This window comes from Pseudotabrizicola algicola, assembly GCF_010915705.1.
GTDB lineage: Bacteria > Pseudomonadota > Alphaproteobacteria > Rhodobacterales > Rhodobacteraceae > Pseudotabrizicola > Pseudotabrizicola algicola.
This window is the reverse complement of the sequence record NZ_JAAIKE010000001.1, coordinates 359,438-378,590: the sequence shown is the minus strand read 5'-3', so window position 1 is coordinate 378,590 and position 19,153 is coordinate 359,438. Positions and strand designations below refer to the sequence as shown.

18 protein-coding genes and 1 tRNA gene are annotated in these 19,153 nt (G+C 63.4%); 9 read left to right on the top strand and 10 right to left on the bottom strand.

Features of this window, described 5'->3' with window-relative positions; all coding sequences use genetic code 11:
* Positions 1–147 precede the first annotated feature (147 nt).
* Both G3572_RS01850 and G3572_RS01845 read left to right on the top strand, forming a co-directional pair.
* Entirely contained in the window at positions 148–624 is a 477-nt protein-coding gene (locus G3572_RS01850; RefSeq protein WP_164608968.1) for a lytic transglycosylase domain-containing protein, read from the top strand.
* Between the two features lie 10 nt (positions 625–634).
* Positions 635–1,681: a lysine-2,3-aminomutase-like protein gene (locus G3572_RS01845; RefSeq protein WP_435530944.1), complete on the top strand. Its 1,047-nt coding sequence runs from the start codon at positions 635–637 to the stop codon at positions 1,679–1,681.
* 34 nt (positions 1,682–1,715) lie between these two features.
* Here the strand turns inward: G3572_RS01845 and G3572_RS01840 are convergent, their stop codons facing one another.
* Entirely contained in the window at positions 1,716–2,897 is a 1,182-nt protein-coding gene (locus G3572_RS01840) for a BaiN/RdsA family NAD(P)/FAD-dependent oxidoreductase (RefSeq protein ID WP_164608967.1), read from the bottom strand.
* Between the two features lie 103 nt (positions 2,898–3,000).
* Here G3572_RS01840 and G3572_RS01835 point away from each other — a divergent pair.
* Positions 3,001–3,075: transfer RNA gene (locus tag G3572_RS01835), tRNA-Gln, on the top strand.
* 195 nt (positions 3,076–3,270) lie between these two features.
* On the opposite strand, the gene aroB is transcribed toward G3572_RS01835, so the two are convergent.
* Together aroB and G3572_RS01825 are read right to left on the bottom strand one after the other, a co-directional pair.
* Entirely contained in the window at positions 3,271–4,380 is a 1,110-nt protein-coding gene (aroB, locus tag G3572_RS01830) for a 3-dehydroquinate synthase (RefSeq protein ID WP_164608966.1), read from the bottom strand.
* Complete coding sequence (locus G3572_RS01825) at positions 4,377–4,925, bottom strand: shikimate kinase (RefSeq protein ID WP_354003973.1); 549 nt, start codon at positions 4,923–4,925, stop codon at positions 4,377–4,379. The genes aroB and G3572_RS01825 overlap by 4 nt, the downstream gene beginning before the upstream one ends.
* 249 nt (positions 4,926–5,174) lie before the next feature.
* Between G3572_RS01825 and G3572_RS01820 the strand changes: the two genes are divergently transcribed.
* The 4 genes from G3572_RS01820 to G3572_RS01805 are packed head-to-tail and all read left to right on the top strand — an operon-like array spanning position 5,175 to position 9,170.
* Positions 5,175–5,312 carry a hypothetical protein gene (locus tag G3572_RS01820; protein WP_164608638.1) on the top strand — a complete coding sequence of 46 codons (138 nt, stop codon included), beginning with the start codon at positions 5,175–5,177 and terminating at the stop codon, positions 5,310–5,312.
* Positions 5,302–6,855: a hypothetical protein gene (locus G3572_RS01815; protein ID WP_164608964.1), complete on the top strand. Its 1,554-nt coding sequence runs from the start codon at positions 5,302–5,304 to the stop codon at positions 6,853–6,855. The genes G3572_RS01820 and G3572_RS01815 overlap by 11 nt, the downstream gene beginning before the upstream one ends.
* The gene (locus tag G3572_RS01810; RefSeq protein ID WP_164608963.1) at positions 6,852–7,805 is read left to right on the top strand and encodes a site-specific tyrosine recombinase XerD; all 954 of its coding nucleotides are present in this window, start codon (positions 6,852–6,854) and stop codon (positions 7,803–7,805) included. The genes G3572_RS01815 and G3572_RS01810 overlap by 4 nt, the downstream gene beginning before the upstream one ends.
* Positions 7,806–7,865: 60 nt before the next feature.
* The gene (locus G3572_RS01805; protein ID WP_164608962.1) at positions 7,866–9,170 is read left to right on the top strand and encodes an HlyC/CorC family transporter; all 1,305 of its coding nucleotides are present in this window, start codon (positions 7,866–7,868) and stop codon (positions 9,168–9,170) included.
* A gap of 39 nt (positions 9,171–9,209) precedes the next feature.
* Here G3572_RS01805 and G3572_RS01800 read toward each other — a convergent pair whose 3' ends face one another.
* Positions 9,210–10,787 carry a helicase HerA-like domain-containing protein gene (locus tag G3572_RS01800; RefSeq protein WP_164608961.1) on the bottom strand — a complete coding sequence of 526 codons (1,578 nt, stop codon included), beginning with the start codon at positions 10,785–10,787 and terminating at the stop codon, positions 9,210–9,212.
* A gap of 508 nt (positions 10,788–11,295) precedes the next feature.
* On the opposite strand from G3572_RS01800, the gene G3572_RS01795 reads away from it, so the two are divergent.
* Entirely contained in the window at positions 11,296–11,937 is a 642-nt protein-coding gene (locus G3572_RS01795; RefSeq protein ID WP_164608960.1) for an invasion associated locus B family protein, read from the top strand.
* A gap of 51 nt (positions 11,938–11,988) precedes the next feature.
* On the opposite strand, the gene G3572_RS01790 is transcribed toward G3572_RS01795, so the two are convergent.
* The 4 genes from G3572_RS01790 to G3572_RS01775 are packed head-to-tail and all read right to left on the bottom strand — an operon-like array spanning position 11,989 to position 16,233.
* Positions 11,989–13,191, bottom strand: coding sequence for a beta-ketoacyl-[acyl-carrier-protein] synthase family protein (locus G3572_RS01790; RefSeq protein ID WP_164608959.1), 1,203 nt, complete (start codon positions 13,189–13,191; stop codon positions 11,989–11,991).
* A gap of 6 nt (positions 13,192–13,197) precedes the next feature.
* On the bottom strand, positions 13,198–13,461 hold the full coding sequence (locus G3572_RS01785) for an acyl carrier protein (RefSeq protein ID WP_164608958.1): 264 nt from the start codon (positions 13,459–13,461) through the stop codon (positions 13,198–13,200).
* Between the two features lie 40 nt (positions 13,462–13,501).
* Entirely contained in the window at positions 13,502–14,581 is a 1,080-nt protein-coding gene (locus tag G3572_RS01780) for a UDP-3-O-(3-hydroxymyristoyl)glucosamine N-acyltransferase (protein WP_164608957.1), read from the bottom strand.
* A gap of 41 nt (positions 14,582–14,622) precedes the next feature.
* On the bottom strand, positions 14,623–16,233 hold the full coding sequence (locus G3572_RS01775; protein WP_164608956.1) for a L,D-transpeptidase family protein: 1,611 nt from the start codon (positions 16,231–16,233) through the stop codon (positions 14,623–14,625).
* Between the two features lie 322 nt (positions 16,234–16,555).
* Here G3572_RS01775 and mepK point away from each other — a divergent pair, with 322 nt between their 5' ends.
* Complete coding sequence (mepK, locus tag G3572_RS01770) at positions 16,556–17,125, top strand: peptidoglycan L,D-endopeptidase MepK (protein ID WP_164608955.1); 570 nt, start codon at positions 16,556–16,558, stop codon at positions 17,123–17,125.
* Positions 17,126–17,190: 65 nt separating this feature from the next.
* Here the strand turns inward: mepK and G3572_RS01765 are convergent, their stop codons facing one another.
* Complete coding sequence (locus tag G3572_RS01765) at positions 17,191–17,940, bottom strand: RlmE family RNA methyltransferase (RefSeq protein ID WP_164608954.1); 750 nt, start codon at positions 17,938–17,940, stop codon at positions 17,191–17,193.
* Positions 17,937–19,073: a Ppx/GppA phosphatase family protein gene (locus G3572_RS01760; RefSeq protein ID WP_164608953.1), complete on the bottom strand. Its 1,137-nt coding sequence runs from the start codon at positions 19,071–19,073 to the stop codon at positions 17,937–17,939. The genes G3572_RS01765 and G3572_RS01760 overlap by 4 nt, the downstream gene beginning before the upstream one ends.
* Positions 19,074–19,153 lie beyond the last annotated feature (80 nt).

Below are 19,153 nucleotides of genomic sequence, written 5' to 3'. Positions count from 1 at the left end.
TAGCAGCCCCCAAGCCCGCATCATAGCCCGCCTAAAGTCCTAATTTGCCCGCAGACCCCGTCGCGCGCACAGCCGCAGCGGGGGCTAGAGCCTGTAGCGAAATTGCGTTAAAACGCGGCGCAGATATGGCAACCGAGGACCCTGCCCATGCCCCCGATCACTCGCCGCGCCGCCCTGTCGCTCGGACTGGCCTTTGTGCTGACAGCTTGCGGTCGCCGCGATCATACGCGGACCTTCGTGGCGGCGGGCGGTGCGCTTAATCCGGGCGAAACCCCGGAGTTGCGGGCGCTTATCGTGAAATATGCCAATGAATATGATGTGCCGGTCAGTCTGGTGCATCGGGTGGTCCAGCGCGAGTCTGGCTATAACCCGAGGGCGCGCAACGGCAGCTATCTGGGGTTGATGCAGATTGCGCCACAAACCGCCCGCACGATGGGCTTTCGGGGAGACCCGAGCGAGCTTCTCGATGCCGAAACCAACCTGCGCTATGCGGTCAAGTATCTGCGCGGTGCGTGGATGGTGGCTGACGGATCGCAAGACCGCGCTGTGATGTGGTATTCGCGCGGCTATTATTACGAAGCCAAGCGGCGCGGCCTGCTTGCGGCCACCGGGCTCAGGGCCTGATCCGCCCCAGATGGATGGCACGTTACCTCTTCGTCCGGCGATGACCGTCGCCGATCTGGTCAGCGACGGCTTGGCACCTGCTGCAGAGGCCCCGCTGCTGGAGCGTGTGGCACAGGATTTCCGCCTGCGCCTGACACCGCAGATGAAGATGGCATCGCTTGGCTCGGAAGGGGTGGCACGCCAGTTCGTTCCGACGCGTGAAGAATTGGTCGAACGCCCCGAAGACATGGCAGACCCGATCGGGGACGACACGCACGCCCCGGTGCCGGGGTTGACGCACCGCTATCCGGACCGGGTGATACTGCATGTCACCAAGACCTGCGAAGTCTATTGCCGTTTTTGCTTTCGGCGTGAAACCGTGGGCGACACCGGCCATCTGCCCGCCGACCAGCTTGAAGCCGCGCTGGCCTATATCGCCAGCACTCCAGCCATTCGCGAAGTGATCCTGACGGGTGGTGATCCTTTGGTGCTCTCGGCCCGTCGGATTGCCGATCTGGTGGGCCGTCTCGCGGCGATTGGCCATGTCGATCTGGTGCGTCTGCACACGCGGGTGCCTGTGGTTGCCCCGGACCGGATCAACGCAAGCCTTGTCGAAGCGCTGCGCCAGCATCCCTCGGTCTGGGTGGTTGTGCATACCAACCATGCCGACGAGATGACACCGGAGGCCGCCGCCGCGCTGTCGCGTCTGGCGGATGCCGGCGTGCCCCTCTTGTCGCAAACCGTGCTGCTGCGCGGGGTAAACGACAGCGCAGATACCCTCGAAGCCCTGTTCCGTGCGCTGCTGCGGCTGAGGGTCAAACCCTATTACCTGCACCACTGCGACCTTGCGCGCGGCGCGGGCCATTTCCGCACCACCATTGCGGCAGGCCAGGCAATCATGGCAGCGCTGCGCGGGCGGATGTCCGGCACGGCCTTGCCAACCTATGTGCTGGATATTCCCGGCGGCTACGGCAAGGTGCCGATCGGGCCAACGTATCTGGCGCAGCAAGATGGCGCTTGGCAGGTGACCGATCCGAATGGGCGGCTCCACAGATATGAAGATCCGGCGCGGGGCTAAAGCAAAACCTCAGCTTTTCCCATCAAGCCCTTGATTATACGGCCTGACCTGCCGCCCAGCCCGACGACCACGCCCATTGGAAGTTATAGCCGCCAAGCCAGCCGGTCACATCCACCACTTCCCCGACAAAATAGAGACCGGGCAAGCCCTTGGCCTGCAAGCTTCTTGCGTCCAGCGCGTCGGTATCGACCCCGCCCAGCGTCACCTCGGCGGTGCGATAGCCTTCGGATCCGACCGGAACCAGACGCCAGTTGCGCAAGACCTCGGCCACCTGCTCCAGCGCCGCGTTGGACAGGGTGCCGAGCGGGCCGGAGGGAGCGATCACGGTTTCCAGATGCCGCGCCAGACGTTCCGGCACCAGCCCCGCCAGCGCAGTGCGCAGCGCCAGTTTCGGCCCCTGCGCGCGCGCCGCGCGCAAGAACGCCGCCACGTCGCGGCCAAGGCTGACATCCATCGCAATTGCCTCGCCCTCGCGCCAATAACTCGAGAGCTGCAGGATGGCAGGGCCGGACAAGCCCCGATGGGTGAACAGCATGCCTTCGGCAAATTCGGTGCGCCCATGCCGGACGCGGCCGTCAATCGACAGACCCGCCAACGGCTTCATCCAGACCAGTTCCTGTTCGGCAAAGGTAAGCGGCACCAGACCCGGACGGGTTTCCACCACCGGCAGACCGAACTGCTCTGCCAGGCGATAGCCAAAGCCCGTGGCCCCCATCTTGGGAATCGATTTGCCTCCTGTCGCCACCACCAGCGAGGCGCAGCGCAGCACGCCTCGCGCGGTCGTCACCGCAAAACCGCCGCCCGCCTCCGATTCGACCCCTTCCACTGCGCAGCCGAGCCAAAGCTCGCCCCCCGCACGCGCCAGATCGCGCGTCAGCGCTTCGACGACCTGCGTTGCAGGACCATCGCAAAACAACTGGCCCAACGTCTTTTCATGCCAGGCGATGCCCCACTCATCCATCCGCGCGATGAAATCCCACTGGGTATAGCGTTTGAGCGCAGAAAGGGCGAAGCGCGGATTGCGCGACAAGAAGCGTTCGGGCTTGATTTCAAGGTTGGTGAAATTGCACCGCCCGCCCCCCGAGATGCGAATCTTTTCGCCCGCTGCCTTGGCGTGATCGACCACCCGCACACGGCGACCGCGGCGGGCGGCCTCTATTGCGCAAAACAGGCCCGCCGCTCCGGCCCCAAGAACGATTACATCCAGCTTTTCCATGTGCGCCCCATACCTTGCGCAAGGCTCTGCGTCCATCTTTGCATTTTTGTGATTTACCCCCCTTGCACCCGCCAAGACGCTTGGCTAAACACCGCCTCACGGTTGGGGCGTCGCCAAGCGGTAAGGCAGCGGTTTTTGGTACCGCCATACCCAGGTTCGAATCCTGGCGCCCCAGCCAACCACTTCCTTGAAATTGAATACTAATCGCTCTGCTCAGGCAGGGCGTGGCGCTAGAGTCTCGGCAGAGGATGCCGTTTCACGCCTTGCGCGTTTTGGCGTCAGGCGATGGGGCGATTTCTCGAGATGCGGCGCGCCAACGGGCTGCGGGACAGGCCCGCTGCGCCTTGGTCTGCCTCATGGGGTTGCGCCTGCCTTAGCCGGCGAGCGCCTCTGCCAGAAGATTTTTCACCACATCGCCCGGCACATCCGAGGCTACAAAAGCCTCACCGATTCCACGCGCCAGGATAAAGCGAAGCTGGCCGTCGATCACCTTCTTGTCCTGACCCATGAGCGCCAGAAGCGTCTCGGCGTCAGGTAGATCACCGGGAATATCCTTCAGATCAACCTTGCAGCCCATGGCGCGCAGATGCGCGCGCACGCGGCTTGGAGCCTCTTGCGCGCACAAACCCAGCCGCTGCGACAATTCGAACGCCAAGGCGCAGCCGATCGCCACGCCTTCGCCATGCAGCAGGCGGTCGGAATAGCCCGTGGCTTTTTCCAGCGCATGGCAAAAGGTGTGGCCAAGGTTCAGCAGGGCACGTTCGCCTTCCTCGGTTTCATCGCGGCTGACGATGCCCGCCTTCATCTCGACCGAGCGGCGCACCGCGTATTGGCGCAGGCCCGCATCACCCGCCATCGCGGAGGCATTCGACTCGAGCCAATCAAAGAACGTCGCATCCCCCAGCAGCCCGTATTTGACCACCTCGCCATACCCGGCCAGAAAATCACGCCCCGGCAGCGAGCCGAGCACGTCGATATCAGCCAGTACCAGCGTCGGCTGATGAAAGGCACCGACGAGGTTCTTGCCTTGCGCCGTGTTGATACCGGTCTTGCCGCCGACGGAACTGTCCACCTGTGACAGCAGGGTGGTGGGAATCTGCACGAACCGCACGCCGCGGCGCAAGACCGCTGCCGCAAATCCGACCAGATCGCCGATCACCCCGCCGCCGAAGGCGACGACCATATCGCGCCGCTCTATCTTCTGCTCCAGCAGCCATTCGGTCGTGCGGGCAAATTCGGCCCACCCCTTGGTGCTTTCACCTGCAGGCAGGGTCAGTGCCGAAGCTTCGATCCCCTCTGCCGCCAACGCCGCCAGAAGCCTGTCCAGATGCAGTCTGGCAACCGTCTCGTCTGTGACAACCGCAACCTTGCGTCGCCGCAACAGCGGCAAAATCTGCGCCCCTGCCGCATCGATCAGACCCGGACCGATCCGCACCTCATAGCTGCGACTGCCCAGTTCGACCGGAACCACGTCAAGCGTCATGCCTGTTCTCCTTCAAGGACATCGGGGCGGGTGGCAAGCGCCTGAATGACCCGTGCGGCCATATCCTCGATGGAAAGCTCGGGGCTGGCATCGACGGTAATATCGGCCTCACTGTAAAACGGCACCCGCGCCTCATAGAGTGCGCGCAACGTCTCTTTGGGATTGGCGGTGCGCAAAAGCGGCCGCGTCGTCTTGTGGCGCACGCGGTTCCAGAGAAGATCAAGATCGGCGCGCAGCCAGACCGCAACGCCGGTGGCAGAGATCAACTGGCGATTCCCCTCTGCCAGATAGGCCCCGCCCCCCGTCGACAGGATGCAAGGCGGGCCACGCAAAAGGCGGGCCAGCACTTCGGATTCGCGGGCGCGAAAGAACGGCTCCCCGTCGCGCTCGAAGATCTCGGCGATAGACCGGCTGGCAGCGCGGACGATCTCCTCGTCCGAATCAACAAATGGCACCGAGAGGGCCGCCGCCAGCGCCGTGCCGACCGCTGTCTTTCCCGCCCCCATCATGCCCACCATGGCGACCGTCTTTTTCAGGCGTGCCACGTTGCCTCCTTCACTTGTTCCGTCCCCGCACAGCGCCAAACAGGCGAAAGCAACGCTTTCGCGCGCATCACGCGCATTTTTTTGTTCATGGCGTGAACTCGCCGTGAATGCCATATATAATCGCGCCCAACCAAGCGGTGATGCGGTCCGGCAGCGGCCAATTCGCAGCGGGGGCATAGGGGCACTGCGGAAAGACGGCGGGGTAAACCCGTGGCACGCAGGACAATCGGGCTGAAAGGGCAGGACTAAATGGTGGGGCGTCTCCTCAAGGTGGTGATTGTGTTGGGCATTGTGGGTTTTGCGGCACTGACGGGCTATGCCTATCTGGCTGACCTGTCTCCAAACCAATCTCAGGTCACGGTTCCGGTGACATTGAATGCCGATTAGGGCAGCCCTGCCGCTGATACTGGTCATGGCGACCGGCGCGGCTTTGCCAGCCCGCGCCCAGGATCCGCTGTCGGCCATCGACTGGCTGTCGAGTTCGGTCGCAACGCCGGCGGGCGCGGCGGTTGGCGCGCCTGCCCTTCCGGCAGAGGCGCCCGTCACTTCGGGCGGCGCCTTGCCGCAGGATGTGGCGGTTTCGGTGCTTGATGCGCCTTCGCCCGATGCCATCGGGCTGCTTTCCCCTGCAACCAGCGGCCTGCCTCGCGACCTGTGGGGCATGGGGTTGGAAGAGGAGGTGCGCAGCGCCATCGCAAGCGAGCGCAACGATCTTTTGCCTGCGCTCCAGTCGCTGACGATCACGCTGATGCTGGCCGAGGCCGCGCCCCCGCCTGACAGCAGCGGCAAGGGCGCGCTGCTTTTGGCCCGGATCGACAGGCTCTTGTCGATGGGGGCGCTGGATCAGGCGGCGGAACTGCTGGAGGCCGCCCCTGCGGGCGACCCCGAGCTTTTTCGCCGTGCTTTCGATGTCGCGCTGCTGACCGGAAACGAAGAGCGCGGCTGCGAGATGATGCGCGCAACGCCAAATCTGGCCCCGACCTTTCCCGCCCGCATCTTTTGCGTTGCGCGCTCGGGCGACTGGAACGCGGCGGCGCTGACACTGCGCACGGCGCAGGCGCTTGGCTATGTCACCGAGGAAGAAGACTCGCTCCTGTCGCGGTTTCTTGACCCCGACCTTTACGAGGGGGATGCGCTGCCACCCATTCCCGCACGCATGACCCCGCTGGCGTGGCGCATGTTCGAAGCGATTGGCGAGCCGCAGTCGACCATGACGCTGCCGCTGGCCTTTGCCCATGCCGAGTTGCGCGACACCGCAGGCTGGAAAAGCCAGATCGAATCGGCCGAGCGTCTGGCGCGGGCCGGAGTCATCGCGCCCAATGTTCTGCTTGGCCTTTACACCGAGCGTTTGCCCGCGGCCTCGGGCGGGGTCTGGGACCGCGTGGATGCCTTTCAGCGCTTTGAAACGGCCCTGCGCGCCGGTGATCCGGGCGCGGTCGCACAAAGCCTGCCTGCCGCATGGGCGCGCATGACCGAGGCAGAACTAGAGGTGCCCTTCGCCACCTTGTTCGCAGAAGACCTTTCGCGGCTGCCGCTGACGGGTCAGGCGGGCAAGATCGCCTTTGAACTGGGACTGCTGTCACCGCGCTATGAAGCGATCGCGAAGGCGCGCAAAGCGGAATCGACGCGCGAAGCCTTTCTGATCGGTCTTGCAACGGGGTCTTTGTCTGGCGCGATTCCGCCCGACACCTTGGGGCGCGCCATCGCTCCGGCCTTTTTGCGCAGCGAGCCGACCGCTGAATTCGCGGCTCTGATCGAACAACGCCGCATCGGTGAGGGAATCTTGCTGGCGATCGAAAAGATCGGGCGGGGCGTGCAGGGCGATCTTTCCGGCGTGACCGAGGGGTTGGCTTTCCTGCGCCATATCGGACTTGAAGATACCGCGCGCCAGACGGCGCTGGAACTCATGCTGCTGGAGCGGCGCGGATGAGCGAAGGCCCTGCCACATCTGACAGGTGGATATCGGCCTTCCTCGACGCCCATGCCGCCGAGCTGGATGCCGCACGCAACACGCAACTGGCCTATGGGCGCGACCTGAAGGATTTTGCCGATTGGGTCGCGCACAGGGGCGGCACCTTTGCAACGGCAGCACGCGAGGATGTCGAGGCGTATCTGGTGTCCTGTGATGCCAATGGTTTGTCGAAGGCCACCCGCGCGCGCCGCCTTTCCTCTATTCGCCAGATGTATCGCTTTGCCCATGAAGAGGGTTGGCGCGCGGACAATCCTGCCATCCGCATCAAGGGGCCGGGGGCAGTCCAGCGCCTGCCCGATGCGCTGAGCGTGGACGAAGTATCGCGGCTGATGGATGCGGCGCGCGGCCACGGGCGCAACGGGGCGGAGCGCGCGCGCAATGCGGCTTTGCTGGAACTCGTCTACGCCACCGGCATGCGGGTGAGCGAGCTTGTGACCCTGCCCGCCTCGGCGGCGCGGGGCGATCCGCGCATGCTGCTGGTGCGCGGCAAGGGCGGAAAGGAGCGGATGGTGCCCCTTTCCGGTCCGGCCCGTGCGGCGCTGTCAGCCTGGCTCACCTTGCGCGATGAGGCCGAAGACAAGGCGCGCCTCGCAGGTCGGCCCGCCTCGCGCCACCTTTTTCCCGGACCGGGGGCGGATGGACATCTCACACGCCAGCATGTGCACCTTATGCTCAAGGCGATTGCCGGTGCAGCGGGTGTTTCTGCCGCCCGCGTCACGCCCCACGCGCTGCGCCATGCTTTTGCCACGCATCTGCTGGCAGGCGGGGCCGATCTGCGCGTAATCCAGACGCTGCTTGGCCATGCCGATCTGTCGACCACCGAGATTTACACCCATGTGCTTGACGATCATCTCAAGTCCCTGGTGCTACAGCATCACCCTCTGGCCACGGCGGCCAAAGGATCCTGATGCGTCAGGCACGCGGCCATTCACCCCTTGCATTAACCCAGTAACGGAACACTGACAGTCATGGAAAACTCTGCCCTCGACACCGCCTTTTGGCTGACCGCCGCAGGGATCTTGTGTCTTCTGGTGCTGTCGTCCTTCTTCTCCGGTTCGGAAACCGCATTGACGGCGGCTTCGCGCGCCAAGTTGAAAACGGCGGCCGACAAGGGATCGCGCGGCGCGCAGGCGGCCATGAAGGTTACCGAGGACAACGAGCGGATGATCGGGGCCATCCTGCTTGGCAACAACGTTGTGAACATCCTCTCGGCATCCTTGGCGACCGCCCTTCTGACGCGGGTAGTGGGCGATTCCGGCGTCGCTTTCGCCACGCTGGGTATGACCGTGCTGGTGCTGATCTTCGGCGAGGTTCTGCCCAAGACACTCGCCATCACCTTTCCCGAGGCTTTTGCCACCAAGGTCGCGCCGGTGATCCGGCTGCTGATCCTTGTCTTCTCGCCCATCGTGACTGTCGTCCGCATGCTGGTGCGGGGCGTGCTGCGCGTTTTCGGCGTGCGGGCCGACCCCGAGGGCAAGATCCTTGCCCTGCGCGAGGAGATTGTCGGCGCCATTGCTCTCGGTCACTCCGAGGGCGCGGTGGAGAAGGAGGACCGCGACCGTCTGTTGGGCGCCCTCGATCTGGGAAGCCGGACCGTCGATGAAATCATGCGTCACCGCCGGCACATCGAGATGCTCGACGCCGATCTGCCGCCCGACCAGATCCTGACCAAGGTTCTGGCCTCGGCGCATACGCGTTTGCCGCTGTTCCGCGATGACGAAGAGAATATTCTCGGCGTCGTCCACGCCAAGGACCTGCTGCGCGAGGTCGACCGCCTGTTGCGCACCTCGAACGGCACCTTGGGCACGCTCAAGGACCTCGATATCGTCAAGGTGGCGATGAAACCCTATTTCATCCCCGATACCACGGCGCTTGACGAACAGATGCGCCAGTTCCTGAAGCGGCGCACCCATTTCGCTCTGGTGGTTGACGAATATGGCGGATTGCAGGGGCTCATCACGCTCGAGGACATTCTGGAGGAGATCGTCGGCGAAATCACCGATGAATTCGACGTGGTGCAAAAAGACTCGGCGCTGAAGCGGGCAGAGAATGGCGATTATCTGGTCGAGGGACAGATGACCATTCGTGACCTGAACCGCGCGATGGACTGGAACCTACCCGATGACGAGGCCAACACGATTGCCGGCCTTGTGATCCACGAAGCCCAGATGATCCCCAACGAAGGTCAGGCGTTCAGCTTCCACGGCTTCCGCTTTGAAGTGGTTCAGAAACGCGAAAACCGCATCGTCAAGCTGAAAATGCGGCCCCTTTGACGGCTAGCCGGGCAGGTCCGCCCTGCCCGGCCCGTCGCATCAGCGTTTCTTGAACAATGAGCCGAGCACACCGCGCACAATCGCCTGCCCGGATTTGGTGCCAAGCTGGCGGGCGAAACTTTTCGCAAAAGCCTCGCCCACGGAATCGCTGCTGCGGCTGGATGTCCTCGGCTTGGGGGCTGCGGTGCGGGTGGTGTCGCCCCCGTCATAGCGCCGCGCCTTGCTGAACCCGTCACTGTCGGGGCGCAGATCCGTCTCGCCCCTGCGTGGGGGGGCAGCCTGCGTTTCGGCGGCGGCTGCCTCTGCCGCCGCTTTCTGCTCGCGCGCGCGCAGGCGTTCATAAGCGCTGTCGCGGTCGATCATGCTGTCGTATTTGCCCCTGAGCGGCGACATCACCATCAACTGCGCCCGCAAGGCGGTATCAATCGGGCCGACCTGACTGCTGGGCGGCCGGATCAGCGTGCGCTGCACCACACCGGGAATACCCTTGCGCTCCAGAAATGACGTCACCGCCTCGCCTGTGCCCACCTCGCGGATGGCATCCTCGGTGCTGAACGCGGGGTTGTCGCGATAGGTCTGTGCGGCCAAGCGCAGGTCTTTCTGATCCTTGGCGGTAAAGGCGCGCAACGCGTGCTGCACGCGGTTGCCAAGCTGTCCGAGGATGTTCTCGGGCACATCCGCCGGGTTCTGGGTAATGAAATACACACCCACCCCCTTTGACCGGATCAGCCGCGCCACCTGTTCCACCTTTTGCACCAAGGCGCGCGGGGCATCAGCAAACAGCAAATGCGCCTCGTCAAAGAAGAACACCAGCTTTGGCTTGTCCGGATCGCCCACCTCGGGCAGCGTCTCGAAAAGTTCGGACAGCAGCCACAAGAGGAAGGTCGCATAAAGGCGGGGGCTGTGCATCAGCTTGTCCGAAGCCAGAATATTGATCCGGCCCCGGCCATCGCTATCGGTCAGCATCAGATCGGCCAGATCCAGCGCCGGTTCGCCAAAAAACGCGGCAGCGCCCTGATTTTCAAGCACCAGCAACCGCCGCTGGATCGCCCCGATCGACGCAGGAGCGACCAGCCCGTAGCGCGCCGAGATGGCGCCTGCGTTTTCCGCAACAAAGACCAGAAGCGCCTGCAAATCCTTGAGATCCAGAAGCGGCAGTTCTTCCTCATCTGCCAGACGGAAGGCGACATTCAGCACGCCCTCTTGCGCCTCGGTCAACTCCAGCAGACGGGCCAGAAGCAGCGGCCCCATCTCGGCAACGGTCGCACGGATGGGGTGGCCCTGCTGGCCGAACAGATCCCAGAAGGTGACGGGAAAGGCGCTGTAAACCAGATCAAGACCGATTGTTGCCGCCCGTTTCATGAAAGGTTCGTGCAGCTTTCCCGCGGCGCTTCCGGCCACCGCCAACCCCGAAAGATCGCCTTTCACGTCAGACAGGAACACCGGCACACCGGCAGCAGAAAACCCTTCGGCAAGGATTTGCAGCGTCACCGTCTTGCCGGTGCCGGTGGCCCCCGCAATCAGACCGTGACGGTTGCCATAGCCAAGCAACAACCGCTGCGGATGACCATACTCTTTCCCACCGCCACCGACAAAAATTGAAGGCTCTTCCGACACCAGATGTCTCCTGTTCTGCACCGACCGAGGCCGCAGGGCCCTTGGCGATCAACCATACAAACTTGCGCCCGCGATGCCAGTGGCGATCCTGCACTGGCAGGCCATGCGTTGAAAGAAGCCCCGATCTGCCGTGCGCGGGCCCACCTGCCCCGCCCAAGGCCCAACGGAGATAACCTGCCCCTATATCGCATGTTTTACAGGCGTATTTGTGATCAGATTCCCGGTTGACGCCTGCCAAATTCCACCGTAGCGTCACGTCCATGAAGTCGGCCAGTCCGACAGGGAGCAAAAAAATAAACGTGAAAAAGGGCCGGACCACTGGCCCTTTTTCATTTTTCGCCATGTGCTTGGCCGCAACAGGCAGAGGCCGCGCCACCAGCCGTGCACACTGGCGGCCCCGCGCCTTGCCGCCCCCATCAGGTCACGCTTTTGGCACCTGACAGGTCCGGCGCAACATGGTAGATCGGCGCGAGCGGGTGAAAGCCCAACAGCGAAATATGGACGTGACATGACCTTTGCAACGAACCCGACCCTTTCGAAGTCTCTTGCACTCGCCCTCTTTATGGCGGTTTCCACAAGCTCCGTCTGGGCGCAGGACACCGCAGCTCCCGCGACAGAGGATGAGACCTTCGCCGCCGACGCTGCCGGAGAAGAAGGGCTGTCGATGGGAACAGAAGTCGGGGCCGAGGCGTCCGGTGTCGGCAGTTCTTATGTCGAGGCAAAGTTCGAAGCCTGGGAGCAGCGCTGCATCCGCACCGAAGATGGTGCCGACCCCTGCCAGCTGTACCAGCTTTTGCTTGATTCCGAAGGCAATGCGGTGGCCGAATTCAGCATGTTCAACCTGCCTGCAGGCGGGCAGGCAGCCGCTGGCGCGACGGTGATCGTGCCGCTGGAAACCCTGCTGACCGAGAATCTGATGATGGCCGTGGATGGCTCTGCACCGCGGGTCTATCCCTTCACCTTCTGCTCGACCATCGGCTGCGTCTCGCGCATCGGCTTCACCGCCGCAGAGGTGGAACAGTTCAAGCGCGGGGCCAAGGCTGTGCTGACCATCGTTCCCGTGGTCGCCCCCGACCAGAAGGTCAGCGTGGACCTCTCGCTCAAGGGCTTTACGGCTGGCTATACGGCAGTGTCCGCGACCAACCCGTAATCTCCCGCAGGGCACTGAAACCGGGCCGCGTCCTTGCTGGGGCGCGGCCCTTTACATGCGGCGCAGCACCAGCACCGCGTTCAACCCGCCAAAGGCAAAGGCGTTCGAGACGGCCACCTCGACGCGCGCGCGGCGTGCGGTGTTCGGCACCACATCGAGCGGGCAGAGCGGGTCGGGCTGGCTGTAGCCCAGCGTCGGGGCGATCACCCCGTCACACAGCGCCATCAGGCAGGCAAGCGCCTCTACCGCGCCCGTGCCGCCGATGATGTGCCCATGCGCCGCCTTGGTCGAAGAGACCGGCGGCGGCTCTGCCCCGAACACCGTGCGGATCGCCTGAGCCTCGTTGGCGTCATTCGCCTTGGTTCCGGTGCCGTGCGCATTGATATAGCCCACCTGCTCCGGCGCCAGCCCTGCGTCCTCCAGCGCACCGCGCATTGCGCGCACCGCCCCGTCACTCGACGGCATCACGATGTCATGGGCATCGGAACACATGGAAAAACCGACAACCTCGGCCAGAATGTCTGCCCCGCGCGCTTTGGCATGCTCATAGGCTTCAAACACAAAGACCGCCGCGCCTTCGCCCTGGATCATGCCGTTGCGATCGGCCGAAAACGGGCGACACTCGTCCGTTGACATCACCCGAAGCCCTTCCCAGGCCTTCAGACCGCCGAAGGTGAGCATCGCCTCTGCCCCGCCGGTCAGCATCACCGGCGCCGCGCCCGACCGGACCATCTGGAAGGCGAGCCCCATCGCATGGTTGGAACTGGCGCAGGCCGTCGAAACGGCGAAGGCCGGCCCGCGCAGACCGTAAACCATGCTGATGTGGCTCACCCCGGCGCTGGCCATCAGGCGCGGCACGGTCAGCGGATGAACCCTGTTCTTGCCTTCGGCATAAACCGCGCGATAGCTGTCGTCGATGGTGCCAAGCCCGCCGCCTGCCGTGCCAAGGATCACCCCGGTGCGGAGCGCGAGCGGTTCATCAAACACAAGACCCGACTGCGCCACCGCCTGTTTCGCCGACCACAGAGCAAATTGCGTCATCCGGTCATAAAGGCTTAGCCCGCGCAGGTCAAAATGTTCGGTGGCGGTCCAGCCCCGCACTTGTGCGGCGACCCGATTTGACAACCGATCCCCATCGGGAATGTCGAGCGGCCCGATTCCGCAACGCCCCGCAGCAAAGGCTTCATAGGTCGAGGCCACGTCATGCCCCAAGGCATTGATGGTGCCCGCGCCCGTAATCACAACTCTTGGCATGGACGCTCAGGCGGCCTTCTGGGAAACAAGCCCCTCTACCGCCGCGATGATCGCGGCCACCGACGAGAGGTCGAATTCTTCGCTGCCCGGTTCGTTGGCATTGAAGGGCACCGAAATGTCGAAGGCTTCCTCCAGCGCGAAGACAAGTTCAACCATCGCAAGACTGTCGAGCGCCAAGGCATCTAGTCTGGTGTCGACAGTCAGGTCTGCAGGTTCCAGCAACGCCTTCTCGGCAATGATCCCGATGATGGTCTGTGCGGTATTTGTCATGCGATCATTCCTTCCTGTTCGAAAGGCTTATAGAAAGCCTTCATGACTTCTCGATGACTCTCTCCATCGCGGCAACTTTCGAGGCCAGACGCGGCAACCGGCGCAGGGCCTTTTGCATCTCGACATGGGTTTCCAGCTTGACCGCCGGATAGCCCAGCAACACCCGCCCCGCAGGCGCATTGGTAAAGACCTTTGTCGCGCCGCCGCAAATCACGTCATCGCCAATGAAGATATTGTCGTTCACGCCGCACTGGCCTGCAAGCACGACCCTGTTGCCGATCCGCGACGATCCGGCAATGCCGACCTGACCGCACAAAAGGCAATCATCGCCGACCTGCACATTGTGTCCGATGTGCACAAGGTTATCCAGCTTTGTGCCTCTGCCGATCGTGGTGTCACGGATCGTGCCGCGATCGATGCACGCATTCGCGCCGATTTCCACGTCATCGCCAATGGTGACCGCGCCCAAGGAATGAATGCGCGTCCAGCTTTGCGCGCGAATATCGCCCCGCTGCCCCAGCGTTTCACGGATTTCCTCCACGCCCGATTTTTCCGGCGTGACGAAGGAAAACCCGTCAGACCCGATCACTGCCCCCGGCTGGATGATCACCCGCGCGCCGATGGTCACCCGCGCCCCGATCCGCGCGCCCTGCAGGACAAGCGCATCAGCCCCGAGGCTTGCGCCTTCCGCAATGCTGACATGGCTGGCAATGCGGGCATTGGGGCCAATGACAACGCCCGCGCCGATGGTTACAAAAGGCCCGATTGCGGCCCCCTCGCCGAGCTGCGCAGACGGATCGACCACGCTCAGCGGATGGACCCCCGGCGCGATGACCGGCCCGGCGTCAAGCAAGGATGTCAGCCCAGCCATCGCCAGACGGCCCCGCGGCGCGAAGATGGCGGCCTGCAAGCCCATCTGCTGCCAATCCGCTCCGGGCCAGAGCATCGCAGCCCTTGCCCGACCTTGCGCCAGACCGTCGGCATATTTCGGATTGACCGCCAGCGCCAGCTGGTCCGGCCCGGCCTGCTGAGGCTCTGCCGCCCCACGCACCTCAAGCGCGCCATCCCCCGCAAATTCAGCCCCGATGGCGGCGGCAATCTCGGCGATGGAATGGGTCATTGCGGCTCCTCCGGGCCGCACCCTCGCGGCTCTTTGCAGATTTAACCTTGAACTGCGGGCAAGACCACCCCGGCGGCCTCAAGCGCCTGAAACAGTTTGGCATCGCGCCCATAGACATCTGCACGGTAGGTCATCTGCCCCTTTTCTCCCGGCCATGCGGTAAAATAGACCAGATGCACAGGCACCTTTTGTTCAAGCTTTACAGTGGTTTCATTGCCGGTGTTCAGATGGCGCGTAAACTCTGCCTGCGGGTCCTCCGATTGCAGGGCCAGCAAGGCATAGGCGAAGTCGAACGGGTCGGCCAGGCGGATGCAGCCGTGGCTGTAGGCGCGCACGTCATGGCTGAACAGGTTCTTGGCCGGCGTATCGTGCAGATAGATGTTATGCACATTGGGGAACATGAACTTCACCTTCCCCAAGGCATTGCCATCGGACGGGGGCTGGCGCAGGCCGAACGGGAAGGTGCGCGCCGAATAGCCGGCAAAGTTCACCGAGCCGCGCGGCACCACACGCCCGCGCCCGTCGATCACCTGCAAATGGCTCACGGCATTCGGGTTACGCTGCAGCAGCGGCAGGTATTCGTTCACGATGATAGACCGCGGCACCCCCCAGCTCGGGTTGATCACCATATGCGCCATCATGTCGGAAAACTCTGGCGTGTGCTGCGCGGCCACGTCCTTGCCAATCACCGACCGAGTTTCAAAGGTGACCTTGCCGTGATCGACGATCTTTGCGGTGAAATCGGGAAGGTTCACCCAGATGTGCCGATCACCCAGCGGGGTGTCATGCATCCAGCGCACCCGCTCCATCGCGACGACCACCGACTTGAGCCGCTCATGCGGGGCAACATTGATCGCCGCGAGCGTGCGCTCATCGGCGCTGCCCGTGGCGGGCAGTCCATGATCAAGCTGAAAGCGCTGAACCGCCGCCTGCAGCGCCGCGTCATAGGTTTTGGTGGCCGAGCGGCCCAGATAGCCCATCGCCCCAAGCCGGTCCCGCAGGGCCACGACCGAATCGCCACTCTGCCCCGGTGCGAGCGCCTTCGCCTTTACCGCAGGTCCCCAACCGCCCTCGGCGATCTGCGCTTCGAGCGAGAGCTTGGCCCGCATCAACTGCGCATAACGCGGCGAGGTCGGCAAAAGGCTGTGCATCACCTCCGCAGGGTTGCGCGTCTGCATCTGCGCCAGCAGCATCGCCGGATCGGGGCGCGCAATCTCGCGCACGATGCCCGGATCGACCCGCTTTGGATCGGTCGCGCCGGATTTGATGTCGCGGGCATAGGCCAGATAGGCGCGGGTCAACGCCACCTCGGCGCGGGCGCGGTCGCCTTCGGTTTGTGCCGCCCGCAATTGCGCAGTGAGTTCTGCCACATCATAACGTGCCACCGGCAGCCCATGCGCAGCGGCGCCCGACAGCGCCGCGAGCAAGGCCGAACGGCGCTGCACATCCTGCGCGCCCTCCCCTGTCCACAGGGTCCGATAGGCATTCTCGGCATAAAAAGCCGCAATCGTCGCATCCTCGGATGCTTCGGCGGCAATGGTCTGCACGAAGGGGCTGGGAAAATCCTGCGCCGCAATCGGCGCGGCAAAGGCAAACAGACTGGCCGACAACACCAGGCCGGACACAGAACAAGCACCATTCCATCGAGTCATCGTCACACTGTCCCAACCAGTCTTTTAGGTTATTTTCCTCACATTCCGCGAAGTTGGCGGCGCTGTCCATTCACGTTACGGCCAGAAGATCACATTGCGCGCCAAACTCGTCACATTCGCGCAACAGATCGATCAGAAAAATGTTGCGTATTCCATCGGCGACTTTCAGCAAAAATTTGCCGACCGCCCCTAAACCGGGAACCGGCGGAGAATCTGCACTTGGGTTGCAAAAGGTGCTGTGGCATACAGCTTGCACACTTGGGGACGAAGTGAAGACGAACCGCCGTCTAGGTGGTCAAATTACGACGGGACAGGCGCTAGAATGGCAGATACATCGAAGTTGGGTTTTACGCGGCGCGGCCTTCTGGGTGCGTTCGCAGCAACGGTTGCGGTTGCGGCACCCACCTATTCAAACGCTTTCGGCCTTTTGCGTGGCGCGGGCGACATTCGCCGCATCCGTATGTATTCGGGCCGCACCGGGGAAAGCATCGACACGATCTACTGGATCGAAGGGAAATACATTCCCGAGGTGATGGCAGAGATCAACCATTTCATGCGCGACTGGCGGTCCAATGATGTGACCAACATCGACGCCCGCACTATTGACATCATGGCAGCCGCCCACCGGCTGATGGACGTCAAGGAACCTTACATGATGCTTTCTGGCTACCGCAGCCCCCGCACCAATGCGATGCTGCGTGCACAGTCCAGCGGCGTTGCCCAGAACTCGCTGCACCTCAAGGGTCAGGCGGCCGATCTGCGGCTGAAATCCCGTTCGGTCAGCCAGATGGCCAAGGCCGCTGCGGCCTGTGCCTCGGGCGGCGTCGGGCGCTATTCTCGTTCAAACTTCGTGCACATGGATTGCGGCCCGGTCCGCAGCTGGGGCGGCTAAGCCTCAGAATCCGGAAATTCGCAGAATTTTCGTGAAAAGGCACCCTGCGGGGTGCCTTTCTCGTTTCACTCGTCTGCGTCATCATCGGCCGCAGCCGCCGCGGCCAGCTCGCGCCCGCGATATCCCATCGCCACCACGAATTTCTCCGAGCTGTCCGACCGGCTGGCGGGCGGTTTCACATTCGCAACCTTGCGGAAATTCTTCTTCAACGTCGCCTGCATGGTGTTTTCGGCCCCGCCCGCCAAAACCTTGGCCACAAAGGTGCCGCCATCTTCCAGCACGTCAAAGGCAAAATCCAGCGCCGCCTCGATCAGCGCGACGATGCGCAAATGGTCCGTCGCCTTATGGCCGGAGGCTGCCGCCGCCATGTCGGACATCACCACATCGGCCCTGCCGCCCAGCCAGCCCTTCACAAGGGCATCGGCATCATCGGACAGAAAATCGAGCTGATGCAATTCCGCGCCCGGAATCGGCTCCACCTCTTGCAGATCGACACCAAGGACGGTGCCGACCGGCTTTTTCGGATTCTGCCCCAGCGCATTCACGCGCACCACCGCCACCTGGCACCAGCCCCCCGGCGCGCAACCGAGGTCAACCACCCGCGCACCCGGCTTGAGGAAGCCATAGCGGTCATCAAGCTCCAGAATCTTGTAGGCCGCGCGTCCGCGATAGCCTTCCTTGCGTGCCCGGATCACATAGGGGTCGTTCAGCTGCCGCTCCAGCCAGAGCGTCGAAGACAGCTTGCGCCCCTTGGCGGTTTTCACCCGCACCCGCAACTCACGTTGGCCCCGGCCGGATATGTTCTTGTCACTCATGTGAATGGTCCTTCGGTCAGCACGCCATCGGCGGTCATCTGGGCATAAAGCAGGCCTTCGCGCAGGCCCCTGTCGGCCACGGAAAGACGATCCGTCGGCCATATCCGCATCAGCGCCTGAAGGATAGCCGCACCGGACATGATCAGCGCATGACGGTCGCGGCCAATGCGCGGGTCCACCCGCCGCCCCTCGGGCCCCAGCGCCAGATAATCGCGGATCACGAAATCGATCTGGTCGCTCGTCATCTGCAACCCGTCCACCTTCGTGCGGTCATAGCGCCGCAGGCCCAGATAGCTGGCCGCCACCGTGGTCACCGTGCCTGATGTGCCGATGATCTGGAAACCCTCGCGCGGTTGCTGGGCGTTATACGGGGAGAAGCTGGCAAGCTGTTCTTCGAAAAACCAGCTCATCAGGGCAAAACGCGCGGCATCATCATCGACATCGCCGAACTGGTCACGCAAGGTCGCAACCCCCAGCGGCACCGAAATCCAGTCCACCACGCGCGCACCGCCTTCGGGCTGCGCATTGAAGCCGGTATGGAGGCTCATGATGGACCGCGGGCGGTTTTCAGGTCTTACGCCCGACAGGTCGATCCACACAAGCTCGGTCGATCCGCCGCCGATGTCCACCACCAGCAATTGCTCGGTCCGCTCATTGACAAGCGGCGCGCAGGAAATCACCGCCAGCCGCGCCTCTTCTTCCGGCGGGATGATCTCCAGAGCCAGGCCCGTCTCGCGCTTGACCTGACGGATGAAGTCACGCGCATTCCGCGCGCGGCGGCAGGCCTCGGTGGCCACCAGTCGCATCCGATGCACGCCGTGACGTTCGATCTTCTTCTGGCAGATGCGCAATGCCTGCACCGTGCGCCCCATAGAGGCACGCGAAAGCCGGCCCGAAGCTTCAAGCCCGATGCCAAGCTGGACAGTCTTGGAAAAACTGTCCACGACCGTAAATTGACTGCCCTTCGGCTGGGCAATCAGCATACGGCAACTGTTGGTGCCAAGGTCGAGCGCCGCGTATAGCGTGCCCTGCCCCGGCTTGTGAGGGGGTGACGATTCGGCGACACGAGAGCCTTTGTCAGGCTCGACCGGTGTTTGCGACGCGCCCCCCCCTTGGGGACGCTCGGGCGTCATTGCCGCCCTCCATATGTGGTTACCTTAAACGTAGCGCCGTTCCCCCCCTGCCGCAAGCACTCATACGCGGCCCTGCCTGC

Excerpts from the sequence above, each read along its gene's own strand:
- G3572_RS01850 (WP_164608968.1), top strand. The coding sequence starts at position 148 with ATGCCCCCGATCACTCGCCGCGCCGCCCTGTCGCTCGGACTGGCCTTT.
- G3572_RS01845 (WP_435530944.1), top strand. The coding sequence starts at position 635 with ATGGATGGCACGTTACCTCTTCGTCCGGCGATGACCGTCGCCGATCTG.
- G3572_RS01840 (WP_164608967.1), bottom strand. The coding sequence starts at position 2,897 with ATGGAAAAGCTGGATGTAATCGTTCTTGGGGCCGGAGCGGCGGGCCTG.
- aroB (WP_164608966.1), bottom strand. The coding sequence starts at position 4,380 with ATGACGCTTGACGTGGTTCCGGTCGAACTGGGCAGTCGCAGCTATGAG.
- G3572_RS01820 (WP_164608638.1), top strand. The coding sequence starts at position 5,175 with ATGGTGGGGCGTCTCCTCAAGGTGGTGATTGTGTTGGGCATTGTGGGT.
- G3572_RS01815 (WP_164608964.1), top strand. The coding sequence starts at position 5,302 with ATGCCGATTAGGGCAGCCCTGCCGCTGATACTGGTCATGGCGACCGGC.
- G3572_RS01810 (WP_164608963.1), top strand. The coding sequence starts at position 6,852 with ATGAGCGAAGGCCCTGCCACATCTGACAGGTGGATATCGGCCTTCCTC.
- G3572_RS01805 (WP_164608962.1), top strand. The coding sequence starts at position 7,866 with ATGGAAAACTCTGCCCTCGACACCGCCTTTTGGCTGACCGCCGCAGGG.
- G3572_RS01795 (WP_164608960.1), top strand. The coding sequence starts at position 11,296 with ATGACCTTTGCAACGAACCCGACCCTTTCGAAGTCTCTTGCACTCGCC.
- G3572_RS01790 (WP_164608959.1), bottom strand. The coding sequence starts at position 13,191 with ATGCCAAGAGTTGTGATTACGGGCGCGGGCACCATCAATGCCTTGGGG.
- G3572_RS01785 (WP_164608958.1), bottom strand. The coding sequence starts at position 13,461 with ATGACAAATACCGCACAGACCATCATCGGGATCATTGCCGAGAAGGCG.
- G3572_RS01780 (WP_164608957.1), bottom strand. The coding sequence starts at position 14,581 with ATGACCCATTCCATCGCCGAGATTGCCGCCGCCATCGGGGCTGAATTT.
- G3572_RS01775 (WP_164608956.1), bottom strand. The coding sequence starts at position 16,233 with ATGACTCGATGGAATGGTGCTTGTTCTGTGTCCGGCCTGGTGTTGTCG.
- mepK (WP_164608955.1), top strand. The coding sequence starts at position 16,556 with ATGGCAGATACATCGAAGTTGGGTTTTACGCGGCGCGGCCTTCTGGGT.
- G3572_RS01765 (WP_164608954.1), bottom strand. The coding sequence starts at position 17,940 with ATGAGTGACAAGAACATATCCGGCCGGGGCCAACGTGAGTTGCGGGTG.
- G3572_RS01760 (WP_164608953.1), bottom strand. The coding sequence starts at position 19,073 with ATGACGCCCGAGCGTCCCCAAGGGGGGGGCGCGTCGCAAACACCGGTC.